We start from the raw sequence: 17,988 nt of genomic DNA on the forward strand, positions 1-17,988 counted from the left end.
TCTGGATGCATGGTGTCCAGGCCAACTGGAGGTTCCTCATGATAAGGTCTGTTGGATCTCTCAGCTTGCCGGTGGCCTTTGCGGCGACGCTGGCCTTTGCGAACTTGGCCAACGCGGCGGGAGACTACCCGACGGCAACGATTGCCGACTACGTGCTCGGCTGCATGCAAACAAATGGCCAGACACGTCAGGCGCTTGAAAGCTGTTCCTGCTCGATCGATGTTATCGCCTCGATCCTTCCTTACGATCACTATGAGAGGGCGGAGACCTTCAAAAGCATGTCGCTGACGACAGGGGAGGCCGCAGGGTTGTTTCGCGAAAGCGCGCCAGCGAAGGCGGCGCGCACGGAACTGAAACGCGCGCAGGCGGAAGCCGACGTACGTTGCTTTTAATCAGGCGAAACAGGCGCGCGTGGCGGTGCCTCACAGTCTCGCCGTTTCTATAGGCCATTGGCTGCGAAATACCTTGCAATCCGCATTCGAGCCGTAAGGCGATCAGGCCACGCCCGGAAATTTTTGGTGGAACGACAGCAAAAGGTCGCTCATCACCTGTGGGTTGCGATGTTGCCGCGGCAAGCCTACGTCGAACATGCCGAGCACGTGAGTTGGGCGCTGCGCAAGCACGATGATGCGGTCCGACAGCATCAGTGCCTCGCGCAGATTGTGCGTTACCATCAAGGCGGTCGTAGGCCGCGCTGACCAGACGGTCAAAAGCAATTGCCGAAGCCGCTCGGCGGTCTGTTCGTCGAGGGAGGCAAAGGGTTCGTCCAGGAAAAGTACCGCCGGTTCGGTGGCGAAAGCCCTGGCAAGCGCTGCCCTGCGCGCAAGGCCGAGCGAAAGCTCCGCCGGATAGAGCGAGCGCATACCGGCGAGGCCGAGAGTGTCAAACAGCTCGTCGAGACTCTTCGCTCTTAGGCTTTTCGGCAGCGCCAGCCTGACATTCTGCTCCACCGTCCGCCATGGCAGCAAAGTAGGCTCCTGGAACACGGCGGCAATGCGGTTCGAGCCGCCTTGCGGCAGTTGGAAAGAGCCAGAAAAGTCTTTGTCCAGTCCAAGCAGGATGCGCAACGTCGTGGTCTTGCCGCAGCCCGACGGCCCAAACAGGCAAGCGAATTCGCCCGGCCGGACCTCGAAGGACAGACCCTGAAGCGCCGTGATCGACACGCCTTGCGCGGACCTGAAGGTCTTTTCGGCGATGTCGACCCTAAGCGGGACGGCGGCGCCAACGGGTTGCATGTCGTTCAATGGGCTGCACCAGGAGAAGTTCGATGACAAGCATCACCGCCACGAAAGCCAGCGTGTACGCAAGAATGGCGGCGACGTCGAAGAGCTGGAAATAAAGATAGATCTGGAAACCGACGCCATTGGAGCGGCCGAGCAGTTCGACCACCAGGACGATCTTCCATATGAGGGCGATGCCGGACCGCGAGGCCGCGGCAAAATAGGGCTGCAGTTGCGGCAGCAGGACATGGCGGATGCGCTCGAGTGGGGCGAAGCGGTAGACGGCGGCCATTTCGGCATAACGCGGATCAAACGCCCTGGCGCCTTCGCGCATCGTCACCACGACATTCGGGATCTTGTTCACGGCAACTGCGCCAATCGCCGCCGCCTCGTTGAGGCCGAACCAGATATAGGCGAGCACGATGACCACCAGCGCGGGAATGTTGAGAAACAGGACCACCCACGGACTGAAGAACCGGTCCGCACCGCGGTAGCTCCCGAGGATGACGCCGATGACCGAGCCGATAATCATTGCGACGACGTACGCCGCAGCAACCCGTCCGAGCGTCGCGCCAAGATGATAAAAAAGGTCACCGCTCGCCGCTTCCCTGAGCAGTACCTGCCAGACCTTTCCTGGTGGGGGGAAAGCACGGCTTTGCCACAGATGAGCCGCGAGGCCCCACAGCAGGCAAAGTCCAATCAGGGAAACCGTTACCGTCAGCGCTGGCGTCAGCGGCGTCGCAAAGCCGGATCGACCCGACTTGTCTTCCGTTGCGGTCATTTCGCGAGTTCCGGCCAGAACGTGCCGGGCGCCATCTCGGGCGCCCTGCCAACCAGCTTCTCGCCGCCTATCGCGGCCAGCACGTGATAGAGTTTGCCCGCATCGGCCGCTTCTTCGGCGACCGGCCGTCTTGGGATGCCCTGGCGATAGCGGTCGCGCAGTTTTTCCAGCTCCTTGCCTTCTGCGCGAATGAGTGGCGCCATGCGCAGCCATTCATCATCGGATTTGGCCAGCAAGTCCTTGGCCTGCTTGGATGCCTTGACGAAGCCCCGGGCGGCATCCGGATTGTCGTTCGCCCATTGGTCGTGGAAGACGTAGCCGAGTGCCGACACGGGGCCCGAGGCACCAAGCGCTTTCGTCGCGTCATCCGCACCGATCAACCGACGAAAGCCATTGGCCTCGAGCCGGGCGCAGAAATGCCAGAAATTGAGCACGGCATCGAGTTCGCCTTGCATCGCCTTTTCAGAAATCAGCGGCGGCGCGCCAAAGACGACGTCACAGGCTGTCGGCAGGTCGAGGCCGTGATCGCGTCTGGCCAGCGCCTGGACCAGTAGCCAGCTCTTGTCGAGCGGGCCGCCGGCGACACCGATTTTCTTTTCCTTGAGGTCGGCGAGCGTCCGGATCGGCGATTCCTCCTTCACCATGATTGCCCCCACGGCGGTCGAATAAGGGGCCAATGTAAGGTCGCCGCCCTCGGAGCGCTGGCGCGAGACCCACAGCCAGTCGGTCACGATCATGTCGATCGCGCCGGCCAGCAGCGCGACGTTGGTCGCATCCTCCCCGGCGAAGTAGACAATTTCCAGATCGATCCTGTTGGCCTCGTCGAGCTTGTGGCGTTTCAACGTATCGAGTTCCCAGCTCACGGTGCCGAACTTCAGGACACCAATTCGGACCTTAGCGGCCGCAAACACGGCAACCGGCTTTGAGGCGAGGATGGCCCCCAGAGCCGCCAAGCGCAGCGTCGTGCGCCGCGAAATCATCATGGCGTCTCCTCTTTTAGGGTCGTCGACGAACCAGGAATGTCGATCAAATCGCTCGTTCCTTGCTCGGAACGGCACATTTCCAGCGCACGACCTTGAGACTCGGATGTTCCTGAGACCATTTTGCGATCTCGGTGGGCGCCAGGAACATGCATTGGAACAGAGAGCCGCGGCTCTCGAAATAGAGATGTTCATGTCGGCAATTGCCCGGATTGGCGCTAAGGCACACCGTTAATATGAGATCGACCATGTCCATTTGGCACTTATCGTCGCCTGCGCGGCGAACTCTCCAGAGTTCGTGCTTTGGAGTTGCGCGGATTCCTGAAGGTGCCCAAACAGCAAACCGGTTGGAGTGAGGCTACGCGTTCGGCCAACAGGCGTCAATGATGTGGACCGCGTGTCGCTACACACCTCCCTTCGCGCAGTCGGGAAACGAAACAGGACCTTTGTACGATTGACTTCCTTCATCGGCAGTCTAGCTTTTCGAGGCGTGCAGGTGCTGCCAGTCCGGGGAGGAAGGACGAATAGTTCGCTCTCCCGCTTTAAAACGAATGCCGGCGATCAAGGCATCGACACGCGTAAAGTGTCCCGGGCACTCACACGATCAATGAGGAAATGCCATGCGCGCAGTCGCATTTTTCGCCGCCGTGTCCGTCGCCACCTTTGTCACTACCCAGTCTCAGGCACAGGATGCCGCGGCGGGTGAGAAGGTCTTCGCCAAATGCAAGGTCTGCCACGTCGCAGACAAGGACCAGAACAAGGTCGGTCCGTCCTTGAACGGCGTTATCGGCCGAACGGCCGGGACGCATCCGGGGTTCAGCTATTCCAAGGCCATGACCGAGGCCGGCAAGTCCGGCGTCAAATGGGATGAGGCTACGCTGACGACCTACCTTCGCGATCCCAAGGCGATGGTCAAAGGAACCAAGATGGCGTTTGTCGGCCTCAAGAAAGACGAGGACATCGCCAACGTCATTGCTTATCTCAAGCAATTCTCAAAATAACGCGGTACCGCCGGCCGTTGGACTGCGCTCGGCCGGCGTTGGCTCGGCTTTGCGCATGGGGTCACGCAGCGTCTTGCAGCCTCTGCATCGCTGACGGCAGATCGAACAGGCTGTCGCAAACGAGGTCGGCGCCAAGCTCTTCAACGGGAATTTGGCTGTATCCGCCACGCAGCAGAATGACTGCCATGCCGGCGGCGCGGGCGGCGGCCACGTCGGCGCTACTGTCTCCGACCATCAGCGTGTCACGAGGTTCGACCTGAAGCAGGTCGAGCGCCAGCAACAGCGCGTCTGGCGCCGGCTTCAAGTATGTCACCGCGTCTCCGCCGACGATCGCGCAGAGATAGTCCGTCAGCCGAAAATGCAGCAGGATTTCGCGAGCTGCCAGCTGCGGCTTGTTGGTCACCACGCCCAAGGCTATTCCGCTCAAATGCAAGTGCGTGAGAACCTCCCTGACGCCAGGCATCAGCCTCGTGCGGCCGGTCAGATGCCTGCGATAGATCGGCGCCATGACGCGGTTGGCCTCATCGAGTGCAGTGCCGAGGAGCGGCGTGCCGGAAGCCGCGAAGGCTCGTTCGACCAGTTTCCTGATGCCGCCGCCGATCATGGCCTTGACCTGATCCAGCCGCAGCGGCGGCAGATCGTGTCCGGCCAGCAATTCGTTGACGGCGGCCGCTATATCAGGCGCCGAATCGACCAGCGTGCCGTCGAGATCGAACAGGATCGCCTTGCGCGATCGAAACGGCCTGACTGCGCCGACGTTCATGCAGCATCCTTCCACTTGATCGAACAGCCGATCGAAGCGATCTGGTCCAGCGGTCCGTCGCCGGTTCGGGCAACCTGCTTCATCGCCTCGAACAGGTCGCGCCTCAGTCCGGGCGATTCGGCGTCGCGTCGCGACGCGTCAAGCCGGCCGCGATATTGCAGCGTCAACTCGTTGTTGAGCCCGAAGAAATCCGGAGTGCAAACGGCTCCGTAGGCACGCGCCACCGTCTGGTGCTCGTCATGGAGATAGGGGAAAGTGAAGCCGTTCGTCCCGGCGAAGAGCTTCATGTTGTCGAAGGAATCATCCGGATAGGCGTCGCTATCGTTGGAGTTGATCGCGACAAAGCCGATGCCTTCGGCCTTGAGGTCATTGGCATCGTGCACCATCCGTGAAATCACCGCCTTCACATAGGGGCAGTGGTTGCAGATGAAGGCCACCACCAGCCCGTTCGGGCCGGCGTGGCTTAAGATCGAATGCGATGTGCCGTCGACGCCGGGCAAAACGGCGTCGATGGCTCGCCAGCCGAAATCGCAGACAGGTGGGATTGCCGCCAAGATTTCCTCCGATGAAATGTTTGCCCTCCGATGAAACGGTTTACGCCGCTTTCCGGATCGCCCCGTCGGCCGCCTGCCTGATGGTGCCGATATTGGCGCGATAGGCCGCCTCGGTGCCGCCCTTAAAGATGGCCGAGCCGGCGACCAGCACATTGGCACCGGCCGCGGTGACAAGCGGAGCGGTTTCGGGCGTGACGCCGCCGTCGATCTCTATGTCGATCGGACGATGGCCGACCAGCGCCTTGACCCGCCTGACCTTGTCGACGACCGCCGCAATGAAGGCCTGGCCACCGAAGCCCGGATTGACCGTCATCAGAAGCACCAGATCGAGCCGGTCAAGTACATATTCGATGACGCTTTCCGGCGTTGACGGGTTTAGCGACACGCCTGCCTTCTTGCCGAGATTTCTGATTGCCTGCAGCGATCGGTCGAGATGCGGTCCGGCCTCGGCATGCACCGTAATGATGTCGCAGCCGGCATCGGCGAAGGCGCCTAGATAGGCGTCGGCCGGCGCGATCATCAGGTGGCAATCGAAGACCTTGTCCGTTCGATTGCGGATCGCCTTGACCACCGGCGGACCGAAGGTGATGTTGGGCACGAAATGGCCATCCATCACATCGAGATGGATCCAATCGGCACCCGCCCGGACGACCGCTTCGACCTCGTCGCCGAGCCGCGAGAAGTCCGCGGAAAGCACCGAGGGCGCGATGATTGTTTTGGTATCCATGGTCGTCGGCTCCCATTCTGTCGTCCGTTTCCGGTCGCTGCACACCAACCGCCGTCATCTTGTCAGCGCGCCTTCGTCTCCGGTTCGCCTTCGAGCTTACCTTCCGCGAACACCGGGCTGCCGCGAATATCGGATTCCTCGATGGTGATAAGATCGATTTTCGTCAACGCCCGGTCGCGCGATGCGAAAAGCCGGCTGGCCTGGCGAAGCCGCGCCCGGTCGAGGCTATTGCGAACGGAGCGGGCGTTGGAGAAATGCGGCAGCCGCATGCGGATCGGGAGATACTCTTCGAGGGCCTTGGCCGCCGCTTCGCTGAGACGGTAATTCTGTTCCGCCAGCATGATCTCGGCGATTGATTTGAGTTCGCTGACGCCGTAGTCCGGAAAATCGAGGTGATGGGCGATGCGCGAGCGCATGCCGGGATTGCTGTCGAAGAAGCGGTCCATCTTGTCCTTGTAGCCGGCAAGAATCACAACCAGATCGTCACGGTTGTTTTCCATGCATTGCAGCAGGATTTCGATCGATTCCTGGCCGTAGTCGCGTTCGTTCTCGGGCTTGTAGAGATAGTAGGCCTCGTCGATGAAAAGCACCCCGCCCATGGCGCGCTTGATCACTTCGCGGGTTTTGGGCGCGGTGTGGCCCACATACTGGCCGACGAGATCGTCGCGCGTCACCGCGACCATGTGCCCTTCGCGGACATAGCCAAGACGATGCAGGATTTCGGCCATTCTGAGCGCCACGGTGGTCTTTCCGGTACCGGGATTTCCCGTAAAGTTCATGTGCAGCGTTGGCGCGCCAGAGATCAGCCCGAACTTGCGGCGAAGCCGGTCGACCAGGAGCAGCGCAGCGATCTCGCGGATGCGGGTCTTGATGGGCTTCAGGCCGACGAGTTCGCGGTCGAGCTTGTCCATCACCTCGTCGATGTTGGACGCCTCGAACTCGGCCTGTAGATCAACCGATTCGCCCTGCGCGGCAGCGCTCTTTGCTATCGCGTCCAGCATGGTTCGCCTAGCTCCGTTCGCCTTCGGGCCTGTCGGTCGCATAAGGCACGATCGAATAGCCCTGACTGCGGCCGTCACGCTCTTGGCGCAGCAGCCGGAACCCGGGTTCATTGGGTGGCCGGTTGACGATGAATGACATGCGCGGTGCTTCCCAGCCCTTGGTCGAATCGAAGGCGGTGACCCGGACATACATGTTGGGCATGGCTTTCCGGCAATTGTTGACTTCAAGCAGGATGCCCGCCGGGTCCCTCAGGTCGAACATCGGGTTGCCGTACATTTCCCAATAGGTGTTTCGCGGATGTGGATCGTCCGTGTATTCGACGCTGACCGCCCAGTGGTTTTTCAGTGCGTATTTGATCTGCGCCGAAATCTGCTCATCGGTTAGCTCGGGCAGGAACGAAAACTGTCCCTGCGTGACCTTGTTTCCGGGATTGGTCATCATGGCGACGGTTCCTTTCGTCTAGAAGCTCGGCGTTGCGGTTGGCACAAAGTCGGCCGTGTCGGTCGATTCGTAGTTGAAGGTGACGTCCTTCCACGTCTCCAGGGCCGCCTTGAGCGGCGTGCACCATCTGGCCGCCTGTTCGAGGATTTTGGTCCCTTCGCGCAGATAGTCGCGGCCCTCGTTGCGGGCGAGGATCATCGCCTCCAACGCGACGCGATTGGCCGTCGCGCCGGCCTGGATGCCGTCCGGATGGCCGATCGTGCCGCCGCCGAACTGCAGGATGACGTCCTCGCCGAGATAATGGATCAACTGGTGCATCTGGCCGGCATGGATGCCACCGGAGGCGACGGGCATCACCTTGTTGAGCGAGGCCCAGTCCTGATCGAAGAACAGCCCGGTTTCGAGGTTCTGCGGCGTGCGCTCCTCGCGCAGCGTGTCATAAAACCCCTTGATCATAAGCGGGTCGCCTTCCAGCTTGCCGACCACCGTGCCGGCATGGATGTGATCGACGCCGGCCATCCGCATCCATTTGCAGATGACGCGAAAATTCATGCCGTGGTTCTTCTGGCGCGAATAGGTCGAGTTGCCGGCCCGGTGCAGGTGCAGGATCATGTCGTTGCGGCGTGCCCACTTGGCCATCGACTGGATTGCCGTGTAGCCAATGACGAGGTCGATCATGACGATGCAGGAGCCAAGCTGTTTTGCAAATTCGGCGCGCTCGTACATGTCCTCCATCGTGCCGGCGGTGACGTTGAGATAATGGCCCTTGACTTCGCCGGTGGCGGCCGACGCCTTGTTCACAGCCTCCATGCAGTAGAGGAAACGGTCGCGCCAATGCATGAAGGGCTGTGAGTTGATGTTCTCGTCGTCCTTGACGAAGTCGAGGCCACCCTTCAGCGCCTCGTAGACGACGCGGCCGTAGTTGCGGCCGGACAGGCCAAGCTTCGGCTTCGTCGTCGCGCCGAGCAGCGGCCGGCCGAACTTGTCGAGCCGCTCGCGTTCCACCACGATGCCGGTCGCCGGGCCCTGGAAGGTCTTGAGGTAAGCCACCGGGATGCGCATGTCCTCGAGCCGCAAGGCCTTGACGGCCTTGAAGCCGAACACGTTGCCGATGATCGATGCAGTCAGGTTGGCGATGGAGCCGGGCTCGAACAGGTCGAGGTCGTAGGCGATATAGGCGAAGTACTGTTGCTCGATCCTGGTGCCTGGACCTGTGTTCGGCACCGGCTCGGATTTGAATGCCTTGGCGCGGTAGAGCTCGCAGGCGGTGAGCCTGTCGGTCCACACCACGGTCCATGTCGCGGTAGAGGATTCACCGGCGATGGCGGCGGCCGCCTCCTCGTGGTCGACGCCGGGCTGCGGCGTGATCCGAAACATGGCGATCAGGTCGGTCTCCTTGGCCCGGTAGTCCGGCTCCCAGTAGCCCATCTTCTTGTAGGGGATGACGCCCGACCTGTAGCGTTCCTTGCCTTCCTTGAGCGTGCCTGCTGAGGGCATGTCGATCTTGTTCATGGCAGGTCTCCTGTTTGCCGCTCAGGCGGCTTTCGCTGTTGCGATTTGGGGGTCGAGCTTTCCTGCGGCGTAACGTTTCGCCATCTCATCCATGGCGATCACCCTGATCTTCGACGCGTGGCCTGCGGTGCCGAAGCGTTCGAATCGATCGCGGCAAAGGTCGCGCAGGGCGTCCATGGCGGGTTTCAGGAATTTACGCGGATCGAATTCGCGCGGGTCCTCCGTCGCAACGCGGCGGAACTGCCCGGCCATGGCCATTCGGCAATCGGTGTCGATGTTGACCTTGCGCACGCCGTAGCGGATGCCGCGCTCGATTTCCTCGACCGGGACGCCAAAGGTCTGGGGCATCTCGCCGCCATAGTTGTTGATGATGTCCTGCAGTTCCTGCGGCACGGAGGAAGACCCGTGCATGACCAGATGCGTGTTGGGCAGCTTTTCGTGAATCGCCTCGATCACCTGCATGGCCAGGATGCCGCCGTCAGGCTTGCGGCTGAATTTATAGGCGCCGTGCGAGGTACCGCAGGCGATCGCCAGCGCGTCGACCCGGGTGGCGGTCACGAAGTCGACCGCCTGGTCGGGATCGGTCAAAAGCTGGTCGTGGGAAAGCGCACCTTCAGCGCCGTGCCCGTCCTCGGCCTCGCCCTGGCCGGTTTCCAGCGAGCCGAGCACGCCGAGCTCGCCTTCGACTGAAGCGCCGACCCAATGCGCCATGCGTGCGACACGTTCGGTGATGGCGACGTTGTAGTCGTAGCTCGCCGGTGTCTTGGCATCCGCCATCAGCGATCCGTCCATCATCACCGAGGTGAAGCCGTGGCGGATCGCCGACAGGCAGGTGGCCTCGTTGTTGCCGTGATCCTGATGGATGCATAGCGGAACGGCCGGATGGATTTCGGTCAACGCCTCCATCATCTTGGCCAGCATGATGTCATTGGCATAGGAACGGGCGCCGCGCGAGGCCTGGATGATAACCGGCGCATCGCAGGCCCTGGCGGCCTCCATGATGGCGAGGCCCTGTTCCATGTTGTTGATGTTGAATGCCGGCACCCCGTAGCCGTGCTCGGCGGCATGGTCGAGAAGCTGGCGAAGGGTGATGCGGGCCATGGTCGTCCTCCTAGATGATGAGCTTCAGCGCCGCTGCCGCGACGGCTTCGGGCGTGATGTCGAAATGCCGGTAAAGATCCGGGGCAGGGGCGCTGGCGCCGAAACCGGCCATGCCGACGAAAGTGCCGGTGTCGCCGATCCAGCGATCCCAGCCGAGCCGTGCTGCGGCTTCGATGGCAATGCGGGGCGCCGAGCCGAGGACGGCCTTGCGGGTGCCGGCATCCTGCTCCTCGAAAAGCTCCCAGCACGGCATCGAGACAACCGCGGCGGCGACGCCGTGCTCGGTCTCCAGCCGTAGGGCGGCGGCAACCGCGATTTCGACCTCCGAGCCGGTGGCGATCAGCGTCACCGCGCGGTGCCCGGCTGGCTCGCGCAGGATGTAGGCGCCCCGGCTCGACCGGTTCTCGTCGCTGTGTGGCTCGCCGCTAGGTGCTTGGCGCAGCATCGGCAGGTTCTGGCGCGAGAGCACCAGCACGCTCGGCCGCTTCTCGCTTCTCAGCGCCAGTTCCCAGCACTCCGCCGTTTCGATGATGTCGGCCGGACGGAAGACGTTGAGGTTTGGCGTCGCCCGCAGCATCGCCAGGTGCTCGATCGGCTGGTGGGTCGGGCCGTCCTCGCCGAGACCAATGGAATCATGCGTCATCACATAGATGACGCGCTGGCCCATGAGCGCCGAGAGCCGCATCGCGCCGCGCGCGTAGTCGGCGAAGCACAGGAACGTGCCGCCATAAGGCACGAAGCCGCCATGCAGTGCGATGCCGTTCATGGCTGCCGCCATGCCGTGCTCGCGGATTCCGTAGTGGATGTAGCGGCCGGCGTAGTCACCCGGCGCGATGCGGTTCATACCCTTGGTGATCGTCAGGTTCGAATGCGTCAGATCGGCGGAGCCGCCGACGGTCAGTTCGGTTGCGCCATTGATCGCAGCGAGTGCCATTTCCGAGGCTTTTCGCGTTGCAACCTTGGTCGCCTTCCCGACATGCTCCTTGCGGAAAGCGCCGAGTGCTTCGAAGACCGCGTCGGGCAGGGCGCCGGTGACCGCGCTCTCGAAGGCCTGCCGCCGTGGTGAGGCGGCAAGCCGCTGCTCCCAGGCACGGCGTGCCGCTTGACCGCGGCCGGCAATCTCGCGCCAGGCGAAAAGGATATCGTCCGGCACCTCGAACGGCGCGAAGGCCCAGCCGATGTTTTCGCGCGTCGCGGCGATCTCCGCATCGCCCAGCGGCGCGCCATGCGTCTTTTCCGAACCGCCCAGATTGGGCGCTCCCTTGCCGATCACCGTGCGGCAGGCGATCAGAGACGGCTGGTCCGATTGCTGCGCCGCTTCGATTGCCGCCGCAACGGTTTCGGTGTCGTGGCCGTTCACCGACTGGACATGCCATCCAGCGGCTTTGAACCGCGCCGGCTGGTCCATCGATGTCGACAGGGAAGTGGGCCCGTCGATCGAGATCGCATTGTCGTCCCAAAAGACGATCAGCCGGGAGAGCTTCAGGTGACCGGCAAGATCGATCGCCTCGTGGCTGATGCCTTCCTGCAGGCAGCCGTCGCCGGCGATCGCGTAGGTGAAATGGTCGACGAGATCGGCGCCGTGGCGGGCCGCAAGCATGCGCTCCGCCAGCGCCATGCCGACAGCGGTCGAAATGCCTTGTCCAAGCGGGCCGGTCGTCGTCTCGATGCCAAGCGCATGGCCATATTCCGGATGTCCGGCGGTGCGGCTGCCCAGCTGGCGAAACCGCTGCAATTCTTCGATAGGCATGTCTTCAAAGCCTAGCAGGTAATGCAGCGCATACTGCAGCATCGAGCCGTGCCCGGCCGACAGCACGAAACGGTCACGATCGGGCCAGTTGGGGGCCGACGGATCGATATTGATGAAGCGGCTGAACAGCACCGTTGCGACATCGGCCATGCCCATCGGCATGCCCGGATGACCGGAATTGGCCTTTTGGACGCTGTCCATCGCCAGTGCGCGAATGGCGTTGGCCATGTCGCGCTCCGAGACGGCGGCGACGGGCTTCAGTGCTGCTGCCTGGCTGTTCATGGCGTCCTCCTCACGACACACGGTTCTTGCGTTCGATCAATTGCAGGATGAGCGGCGTCAGGATCAGCTGCATGGCAAGGTCGAGCTTGTTGCCGGGCACCACTATGGAATTCGGCCGCGACATGAACGAGTCGTGGATCATCGAAAGCAGGTAGGGGAAATCGATGCCGCGGGGATTGGCGAAGCGGATAACCAGCATCGATTCGTCGGGCGTCGGTATCCAGCGCGCGATGAATGGATTGGACGTGTCGACGATCGGCACGCGCTGGAAGTTGATGGCGGTCTGCGAAAACTGCGGGACGATGTAGCGGACATAGTCCGGCATGCGACGCAGGATCACGTCCATCACCGCCTCGGTGGAATAGCCGCGCGTTGCGCGGTCGCGATGGATCTTCTGGATCCATTCGAGATTTATGACCGGCACCACGCCGATCTTGAGATCCGCGTGCCTGGCCAGGTTGATCTTGTCGGTGACGATGCAGCCATGCAGGCCCTCGTAGAAGAGCAGGTGGCTCGGCGGAAATTCGCGCCATTCGGTGAAATGTCCCGGCGGCGTGCCGTACTGCTTCTCCTCATCCTCATCATGGATGTATGTGCGGGTCTTTCCGGTTCCCCGGCGGCCATATTCCTCGAATACCTCTTCGAGGATTGCCAGTTCATTGGCCTCGGCGTGGAAGTGGGTGAAGTTCGGATTGCCCGCCTTTTCCTCCTCGGCCACCTTCGCCTTCATCGTGGCGCGGTCGTAGCGATGGAAAGCATCGCCTTCGATGAAGGCGGCCCCGATGTTCTCGCGCCGGAAGATCAGCTCGAAGATGCGCTTGACAGAGGTGGTGCCTGCGCCCGACGACCCGGTGATGGTAATGATGGGGTGCTTTGCCGACATGGTCTTCAGGCCCTGAAAAGGCCGCGGCGGCTGAACAGCGGCGCGCGCTCGCCGATGGCGCTCGGCTCGGTGTGGTAGCGGGTGATGCGCGCGACTTCCCGCGCCGATCCGAAAACCATGGGCACGCGCTGGTGAAGGTTCTCTGGTTCGATTTCGAGGATGCGGTTGATCGTATCGGTGGCGGCACCGCCCGCCTGTTCGACGAGATAGGCGATCGGGTTTGCCTCATAGACGAGGCGCAGTCGCCCCTGGCGGTAAGTCTTGCGCTTATCGCCTGGATACAGGAATACGCCGCCGCGCATCAATATGCGGTAGCAGTCCGCGACCAGGGAGGCGATCCAGCGCATGTTGAAGTCCTTCTCGCGTGGGCCTTCGGTGCCTTCAAGGCAGTCATCGATGTAGAGCCGCACCGCCTCGTCCCAATGCCGGTAGTTGGCGGCGTTGATGGCGAACTCCTGGGTTCGCTGTGGGATGATCCGGCTCTCGTAGGCCTGGACGAAGGTGCCGAGCCGGGTTGAGAGAACGAAGACATGGGTGCCGCTGCCGAGCGACAGAACCAGCGCCAGCTGCGGGCCGTAGATGAAGAAACCGGCGCCCAGCTGGTTCACGCCTGCCTGCAAAAACGAGGCGGCCGGATTCCCATCCGGCGCACCAATTGCAGGGAGGAGCGAGAAGACCGTTCCAATCGACACGTTGGTGTCGATGTTGGATGAGCCGTCGAGCGGGTCGATGGCGATGGCAAGAGGCGCTTGCCTGTCGAGCAGCACCGGCTGCTCCAGTTCCTCGGAAGCGTAGAGCGCGACCGGAGCGTGGCGCATGGCGTCGAGGAAGATGTCATCGGCGAAGACATCGAGATCCTTCTGGATGTCGCCGTCAGCATTGGCGCCGCGGGTTCCGGCAAAGGCCGTGCCGAGCACCCCTTGATTGATGGTGTTGCGGATCGTGGTGGCCGCCTGCGTCAGCTGACGGATGGTCGCTACGACGGCGGAGCGCAGTTCGTCCGGCTCGCCAAGATAGGAGTTCAGAAAAGCGTCGAGCGTTGCCGCTGGCATCGTAACCTCCCGATCCAGCCGCCTCTCCTCGGGTCGGCCGGATTGGGAAAGGAGAACAAACGACGCTGGATAAGTAAAATTCAATAACTTTACTCAGGCACTTAAAAAATTTTAGTATGCCCTATGAGAAACCTCACGCTCAAGCAGTTCAAGACCGTTCAGGCAATCATCAGCCACGGAAAAATCGTCAGCGCGGCCAGGGTGTTAGGCCTGTCTCCTCCAGCGGTGACGATCCAGTTGCGGCAGGTGGAGGAGGAGTTCCAACTGGCCTTGTTCGACCGGACGTCGGACGGCATGCGTCCCACTGCCGCAGGTCTGGCCTTCGTCGAGACGGCACAGGCCATCGAGGAACGGCTTCGTCTGCTCGAAGACAAGATGGATGCGATCAAGGGCGTGCGCGCCGGCAGCTTGCGGCTCGGCGTCGTTTCCACGGCCAAATATTTCGCGCCGCGGCTGATGGCCGCCTTCATGAAGGAACATCCCGATATCGACATGCGCCTTGCCATCGGCAACCGCGCCGAGACGATCGACAATCTGAAGAACCACGACATCGATATCGCGCTGATGGGACGCCCGGCCAAGGAAGTCCCGGTGCGTGCTTCGGTCTTCGGCGATCACCCGCTGGTCATCATCGCACCGCCCGACCACCCGCTGGCGTCGGCACGCGACATTTCCAAGGAGCGGATCGCCGAGGAGCATTTCCTCATTCGCGAGCCCGGCTCCGGAACGCGCATCTCGCTGGAAATATTTTTGAGCGACGTGCCTGGCCGCATCGACGATCTGGGCGTCGAGATGGGCTCGAACGAGACCATCAAGCAGGCGGTGATGGCCGGGCTCGGCATCGCCTTCATCTCTGCCCACACCATCGCTGCCGAAACCGAAGCCGGCCGGCTGGTCATCCTCGACGTCGTCGGCATGCCGATCCGCCGGCAATGGTTTTCGGTGATGCGCAGCGATCACGCGATCTCGCCGGCGATGGCGACCTTCCACGATTTTCTGATGCGCAAGGGCGCGATGTACCTGCCACTGTTCGGCAAGCTCTATCCGCACGAGGAACTGAACAGTAGAGGTCGCGCGAGTTAGGGCGCGCGGTCCAGGCAAACGCTTCAGATAAACGATGGTGTGTATCAGCGGCTGATCGGCTGTGATCTCCAGACCGACGTCCACGCGCCGAGGATAGGGAGGCATCGCTGGTGGCACGCATTTGCGGAGCTGAGTCGACCGCCCTCCAAGCGCTGGCCCACGCGGTAGCGCCCCCGCGTTCACGGAACGGGTGGGCTCTGACTGAGCGTCTGCTAGCCTACAATTGGTTCGGCGACAGCTTCTTCGAGGCCAGCTGCCGCTTGGGCGGCAAGACCGCGGGCCGCTGCTTGTGAATCGTAAAATTCCTCAAGTGCATAGACTCTGCCCCACCGCAGGGTGAACACGTGGAGACCACGGTTGACGTACGACGCGTCGCCATTGAGCAGCGTTGCGGTACCGTCCCATTGGGCAAACACGGTGGTATGCCACGGCCAGCCCTTCACCCAGATGTGGTTGACCGTGAGATGGAGATTGGGCAGGACGCGGCCGAGGCGCTCAAACCAGCGGCGCATGGCTTCTTTGTCGCGGCGCTCACCACCAAGTGCGTCGGCGCCGGAAACGCGGTGATGGACATGCAGCGCGAGTGCCTTCACCGCCTCATCCCAGCGATGGTTGTTGACGTGGTCGAAGCTCTCTCGGATCGATTTCTCGACAAAATAACTGTATAGCATTTGACCTCTCCCCAAACTTATTCGATGGCGTGATCGAGGCACCGTGCGGCGAGCCGAGCGGACGCGAGAGCCCACGGCCAGCAGCACGCCGGCTGCGGTCTGAACTTCGGATCAGCGTATTGTCGCGTCGGCTCGCAGATGCATGTCAGTCTCGGTCGAGACCGTCACCTCATCCCCGGACCTTGAGAACGCGTAGAGCGAGTCCTGGTGGCCCGGCATGGAAAATGCCACGGAGTCGTCGTCGGCGAGGCCCATGACGACGCGCAGCGGATCGCCCCCGGTCTTCGGCGCGAAGGTGGCGGTGACCTCCAGGAGGTCGCCGTCGACCGGGACGTAGTAGACAACCATGTCAAGGTGTCCCTCGTGCAGGCTGCCGCCCTCGATCGGGCGTCCGATGGTGGCTTCCTCGGCAAAAGCCGGGGTCGCAAGAAACAGCGCGGCCAGGAGCGATGCGCTCAGGGTTTTGCGGATCATTTCGTATCTCCTTTTTAGATTGCGTTCGAACTCTATATAGGCTATAGATTACGAACGCAATCTAAAAAAGAGGTCAACAATGCGCGTAAGTCGTACTCAGGCAGCGGAAAACCGAGAAACCGTCATCAACGTGGCAAGCCGCCTTTTTCGGGAGCGCGGCTTTGACGGTATCGGCCTTAAGGATCTGATGAAGGGTGCCGGACTGACCCAAGGCGCATTTTACAAGCAGTTCGCATCCAAGGACGACCTGGCGGCGCAGGCGTCCAGGCGGGCGATGGAGAGCGCCACCCATCGATGGTCGGCCGCGACTGCGGCAAACCCTGATGATCCGCTTGGCGCGGTGATCGCGTTCTACCTCAGTATGGACCATCGCGGAGAAAAGATGGACGGCTGCCCGATCGTGGCGCTCGGCTCGGATGCCGCCAGACAGGGCAAGGACGTGAAAGCGCCGTTCGAAGCCGGGATCAAGGAGCATCTCGAGATCCTCGGCCGTTTCATTGCTGAGACCAGTGGCGGGGAGTTCGATGGCAGGGCCATGGCCATTCTCTCGACGATGGTCGGTGCGCTGATGTTATCGCGCCTCATCAACGATCCTGACCTCGCGCAGGCCTTTCTGGATGCGGCGGCCAATCAAGTTCGTGAATCAGCCGGCACTTGAACGGCGTCGCGGCGCCTGCGGCGCGCCCAAACTGACAGGAAAATAGATGCGACGGATTGTTGTTACGGGCATGGGAGCGGTTACGCCCCTTGCTGCCGATGTTGAAGCGTCCTGGTCGCGTCTCCTGGCCGGCCGCTCTGGGATCCGGAGGCTTGCGGATGACGTGGTGTGCGACCTGCCGGCGAAGGTCGGCGGGGTGGTGCCCTCGACAGAAGAAGATCCGGACGCTGGTTTCGATCCGGAAGCCATCCTTCCGCCGAAGGATCAGCGCAAGGTGGACCGGTTCATTCTCTTTGCGCTGGCCGCGGCACAAGAGGCGCTCGCCCAAGCAAGATGGGCCCCCGTCTCGGAAGCGGATCGCTTGCGCACGGCCACGATCATCGCCTCGGGCGTCGGCGGGTTCCCGGCCATAACCGAGGCGGTGCGCACGGTCGACCGGCGCGGCGTCCGCCGTCTATCACCTTTTACGGTGCCGTCCTTCCTGGTGAACCTCGCGGCAGGCCACGTCTCGATCCGCTATGGCTTCAAAGGTCCGCTCGGTGCACCCGTGACGGCGTGCGCGGCCGGCATTCAGGCGATCGGCGATGCGGCTCGCCTAATCCGCGCCAACGAGGCCGATATTGCCGTGTGCGGCGGGACGGAAGCATGCATGAATCTTGTCAGCCTCGGTGGGTTTGCCGCGGCACGCTCTCTTTCGACGTCCTTTAATCACCGTCCTGATGAGGCCTCCCGACCGTTCGACAAGTCGCGGGACGGCTTCGTCATGGGCGAAGGAGCCGGCATGCTGGTCATCGAGGAATTGAGCCACGCGCTGGCGCGCGGCGCAAGACCGCTGGCCGAGCTTGTCGGCTACGGCACGACGGCGGATGCTCATCACGTCACCTCCGGTCCCGAGGACGGCGACGGTGCGCGCCGGGCCATGGAGATCGCAATCGCCCAAGCAGGGATTTCGCCCCATAGGCGCTAACTTAGATGTGGACTGGTGGAATCGAGATGTGATTCCTCGGCCAGATGGGAACGAATGATTCGATCGAAACCGACTGGCAGGCTCTG

At 62.2% G+C, this 17,988-nt stretch carries 19 protein-coding genes and 1 pseudogene; 5 read left to right on the forward strand and 15 right to left on the reverse strand.

Features of this window, described 5'->3' with window-relative positions:
- Nucleotides 1-38 precede the first annotated feature (38 nt).
- Nucleotides 39-392 (forward strand): hypothetical protein, encoded by a 354-nt coding sequence (locus NKJ91_RS11320; protein ID WP_352455604.1) that lies wholly within the window; start codon nucleotides 39-41, stop codon nucleotides 390-392.
- 102 nt (nucleotides 393-494) lie between these two features.
- Here NKJ91_RS11320 and NKJ91_RS11325 read toward each other — a convergent pair whose 3' ends face one another.
- Genes NKJ91_RS11325 through NKJ91_RS11335 form a run of 3 tightly spaced genes read right to left on the reverse strand, consistent with a single transcriptional unit; the run spans nucleotide 495 to nucleotide 2,984 of the window.
- Nucleotides 495-1,235 (reverse strand): ABC transporter ATP-binding protein, encoded by a 741-nt coding sequence (locus tag NKJ91_RS11325; protein ID WP_352455637.1) that lies wholly within the window; start codon nucleotides 1,233-1,235, stop codon nucleotides 495-497.
- Nucleotides 1,204-2,001, reverse strand: coding sequence for an ABC transporter permease (locus NKJ91_RS11330; protein WP_352455605.1), 798 nt, complete (start codon nucleotides 1,999-2,001; stop codon nucleotides 1,204-1,206). Before NKJ91_RS11330 ends, NKJ91_RS11325 begins: the two co-directional genes overlap by 32 nt.
- A complete protein-coding gene (locus tag NKJ91_RS11335; RefSeq protein ID WP_352455606.1) occupies nucleotides 1,998-2,984 on the reverse strand; it encodes an ABC transporter substrate-binding protein in 987 nt (328 codons plus the stop codon). The genes NKJ91_RS11330 and NKJ91_RS11335 overlap by 4 nt, the downstream gene beginning before the upstream one ends.
- Nucleotides 2,985-3,601: 617 nt before the next feature.
- Here NKJ91_RS11335 and NKJ91_RS11345 point away from each other — a divergent pair.
- Entirely contained in the window at nucleotides 3,602-3,982 is a 381-nt protein-coding gene (locus NKJ91_RS11345; RefSeq protein WP_352450669.1) for a c-type cytochrome, read from the forward strand.
- A 61-nt stretch (nucleotides 3,983-4,043) separates the two neighbouring features.
- On the opposite strand, the gene gph is transcribed toward NKJ91_RS11345, so the two are convergent.
- From gph to NKJ91_RS11395, 10 genes are all read right to left on the reverse strand, one after another.
- On the reverse strand, nucleotides 4,044-4,745 hold the full coding sequence (gene gph, locus NKJ91_RS11350) for a phosphoglycolate phosphatase (RefSeq protein WP_352455608.1): 702 nt from the start codon (nucleotides 4,743-4,745) through the stop codon (nucleotides 4,044-4,046).
- Entirely contained in the window at nucleotides 4,742-5,299 is a 558-nt protein-coding gene (locus NKJ91_RS11355) for a thioredoxin family protein (protein ID WP_352455609.1), read from the reverse strand. The genes gph and NKJ91_RS11355 overlap by 4 nt, the downstream gene beginning before the upstream one ends.
- 40 nt (nucleotides 5,300-5,339) lie before the next feature.
- On the reverse strand, nucleotides 5,340-6,026 hold the full coding sequence (gene rpe / locus NKJ91_RS11360; protein WP_352455610.1) for a ribulose-phosphate 3-epimerase: 687 nt from the start codon (nucleotides 6,024-6,026) through the stop codon (nucleotides 5,340-5,342).
- Nucleotides 6,027-6,088: 62 nt separating this feature from the next.
- A complete protein-coding gene (cbbX, locus tag NKJ91_RS11365) occupies nucleotides 6,089-7,027 on the reverse strand; it encodes a CbbX protein (protein WP_352455611.1) in 939 nt (312 codons plus the stop codon).
- 7 nt (nucleotides 7,028-7,034) lie between these two features.
- A complete protein-coding gene (locus NKJ91_RS11370; RefSeq protein ID WP_023678835.1) occupies nucleotides 7,035-7,469 on the reverse strand; it encodes a ribulose bisphosphate carboxylase small subunit in 435 nt (144 codons plus the stop codon).
- Between the two features lie 18 nt (nucleotides 7,470-7,487).
- The gene (locus NKJ91_RS11375; RefSeq protein WP_502903574.1) at nucleotides 7,488-8,981 is read right to left on the reverse strand and encodes a ribulose-bisphosphate carboxylase large subunit; all 1,494 of its coding nucleotides are present in this window, start codon (nucleotides 8,979-8,981) and stop codon (nucleotides 7,488-7,490) included.
- Nucleotides 8,982-9,002: 21 nt separating this feature from the next.
- The gene (gene fba, locus NKJ91_RS11380; protein WP_352455612.1) at nucleotides 9,003-10,082 is read right to left on the reverse strand and encodes a class II fructose-bisphosphate aldolase; all 1,080 of its coding nucleotides are present in this window, start codon (nucleotides 10,080-10,082) and stop codon (nucleotides 9,003-9,005) included.
- 10 nt (nucleotides 10,083-10,092) lie between these two features.
- Complete coding sequence (gene tkt / locus NKJ91_RS11385; protein ID WP_352455613.1) at nucleotides 10,093-12,114, reverse strand: transketolase; 2,022 nt, start codon at nucleotides 12,112-12,114, stop codon at nucleotides 10,093-10,095.
- 10 nt (nucleotides 12,115-12,124) lie between these two features.
- The gene (locus NKJ91_RS11390; protein ID WP_352455614.1) at nucleotides 12,125-12,997 is read right to left on the reverse strand and encodes a phosphoribulokinase; all 873 of its coding nucleotides are present in this window, start codon (nucleotides 12,995-12,997) and stop codon (nucleotides 12,125-12,127) included.
- A gap of 5 nt (nucleotides 12,998-13,002) precedes the next feature.
- Nucleotides 13,003-14,049, reverse strand: a complete 1,047-nt coding sequence (locus NKJ91_RS11395) for a class 1 fructose-bisphosphatase (RefSeq protein ID WP_352455615.1) — start codon at nucleotides 14,047-14,049, stop codon at nucleotides 13,003-13,005.
- A 123-nt stretch (nucleotides 14,050-14,172) separates the two neighbouring features.
- On the opposite strand from NKJ91_RS11395, the gene NKJ91_RS11400 reads away from it, so the two are divergent.
- The gene (locus NKJ91_RS11400; RefSeq protein WP_352455616.1) at nucleotides 14,173-15,132 is read left to right on the forward strand and encodes a LysR family transcriptional regulator; all 960 of its coding nucleotides are present in this window, start codon (nucleotides 14,173-14,175) and stop codon (nucleotides 15,130-15,132) included.
- A gap of 212 nt (nucleotides 15,133-15,344) precedes the next feature.
- Here NKJ91_RS11400 and NKJ91_RS11405 read toward each other — a convergent pair whose 3' ends face one another.
- Together NKJ91_RS11405 and NKJ91_RS11410 are read right to left on the reverse strand one after the other, a co-directional pair.
- On the reverse strand, nucleotides 15,345-15,803 hold the full coding sequence (locus tag NKJ91_RS11405; protein WP_352455617.1) for a nuclear transport factor 2 family protein: 459 nt from the start codon (nucleotides 15,801-15,803) through the stop codon (nucleotides 15,345-15,347).
- A 111-nt stretch (nucleotides 15,804-15,914) separates the two neighbouring features.
- On the reverse strand, nucleotides 15,915-16,277 hold the full coding sequence (locus NKJ91_RS11410; RefSeq protein WP_352455618.1) for a hypothetical protein: 363 nt from the start codon (nucleotides 16,275-16,277) through the stop codon (nucleotides 15,915-15,917).
- Between the two features lie 79 nt (nucleotides 16,278-16,356).
- Here NKJ91_RS11410 and NKJ91_RS11415 point away from each other — a divergent pair, with 79 nt between their 5' ends.
- Nucleotides 16,357-16,935 (forward strand): TetR/AcrR family transcriptional regulator, encoded by a 579-nt coding sequence (locus NKJ91_RS11415; RefSeq protein ID WP_352455619.1) that lies wholly within the window; start codon nucleotides 16,357-16,359, stop codon nucleotides 16,933-16,935.
- 46 nt (nucleotides 16,936-16,981) lie between these two features.
- A pseudogene (locus NKJ91_RS11420) lies at nucleotides 16,982-17,890 on the forward strand (beta-ketoacyl synthase N-terminal-like domain-containing protein); the annotation flags it as partial.
- Nucleotides 17,891-17,988 lie beyond the last annotated feature (98 nt).

It is taken from the genome of Mesorhizobium sp. M0040 (genome assembly GCF_040323505.1).
Taxonomy (GTDB): domain Bacteria; phylum Pseudomonadota; class Alphaproteobacteria; order Rhizobiales; family Rhizobiaceae; genus Mesorhizobium.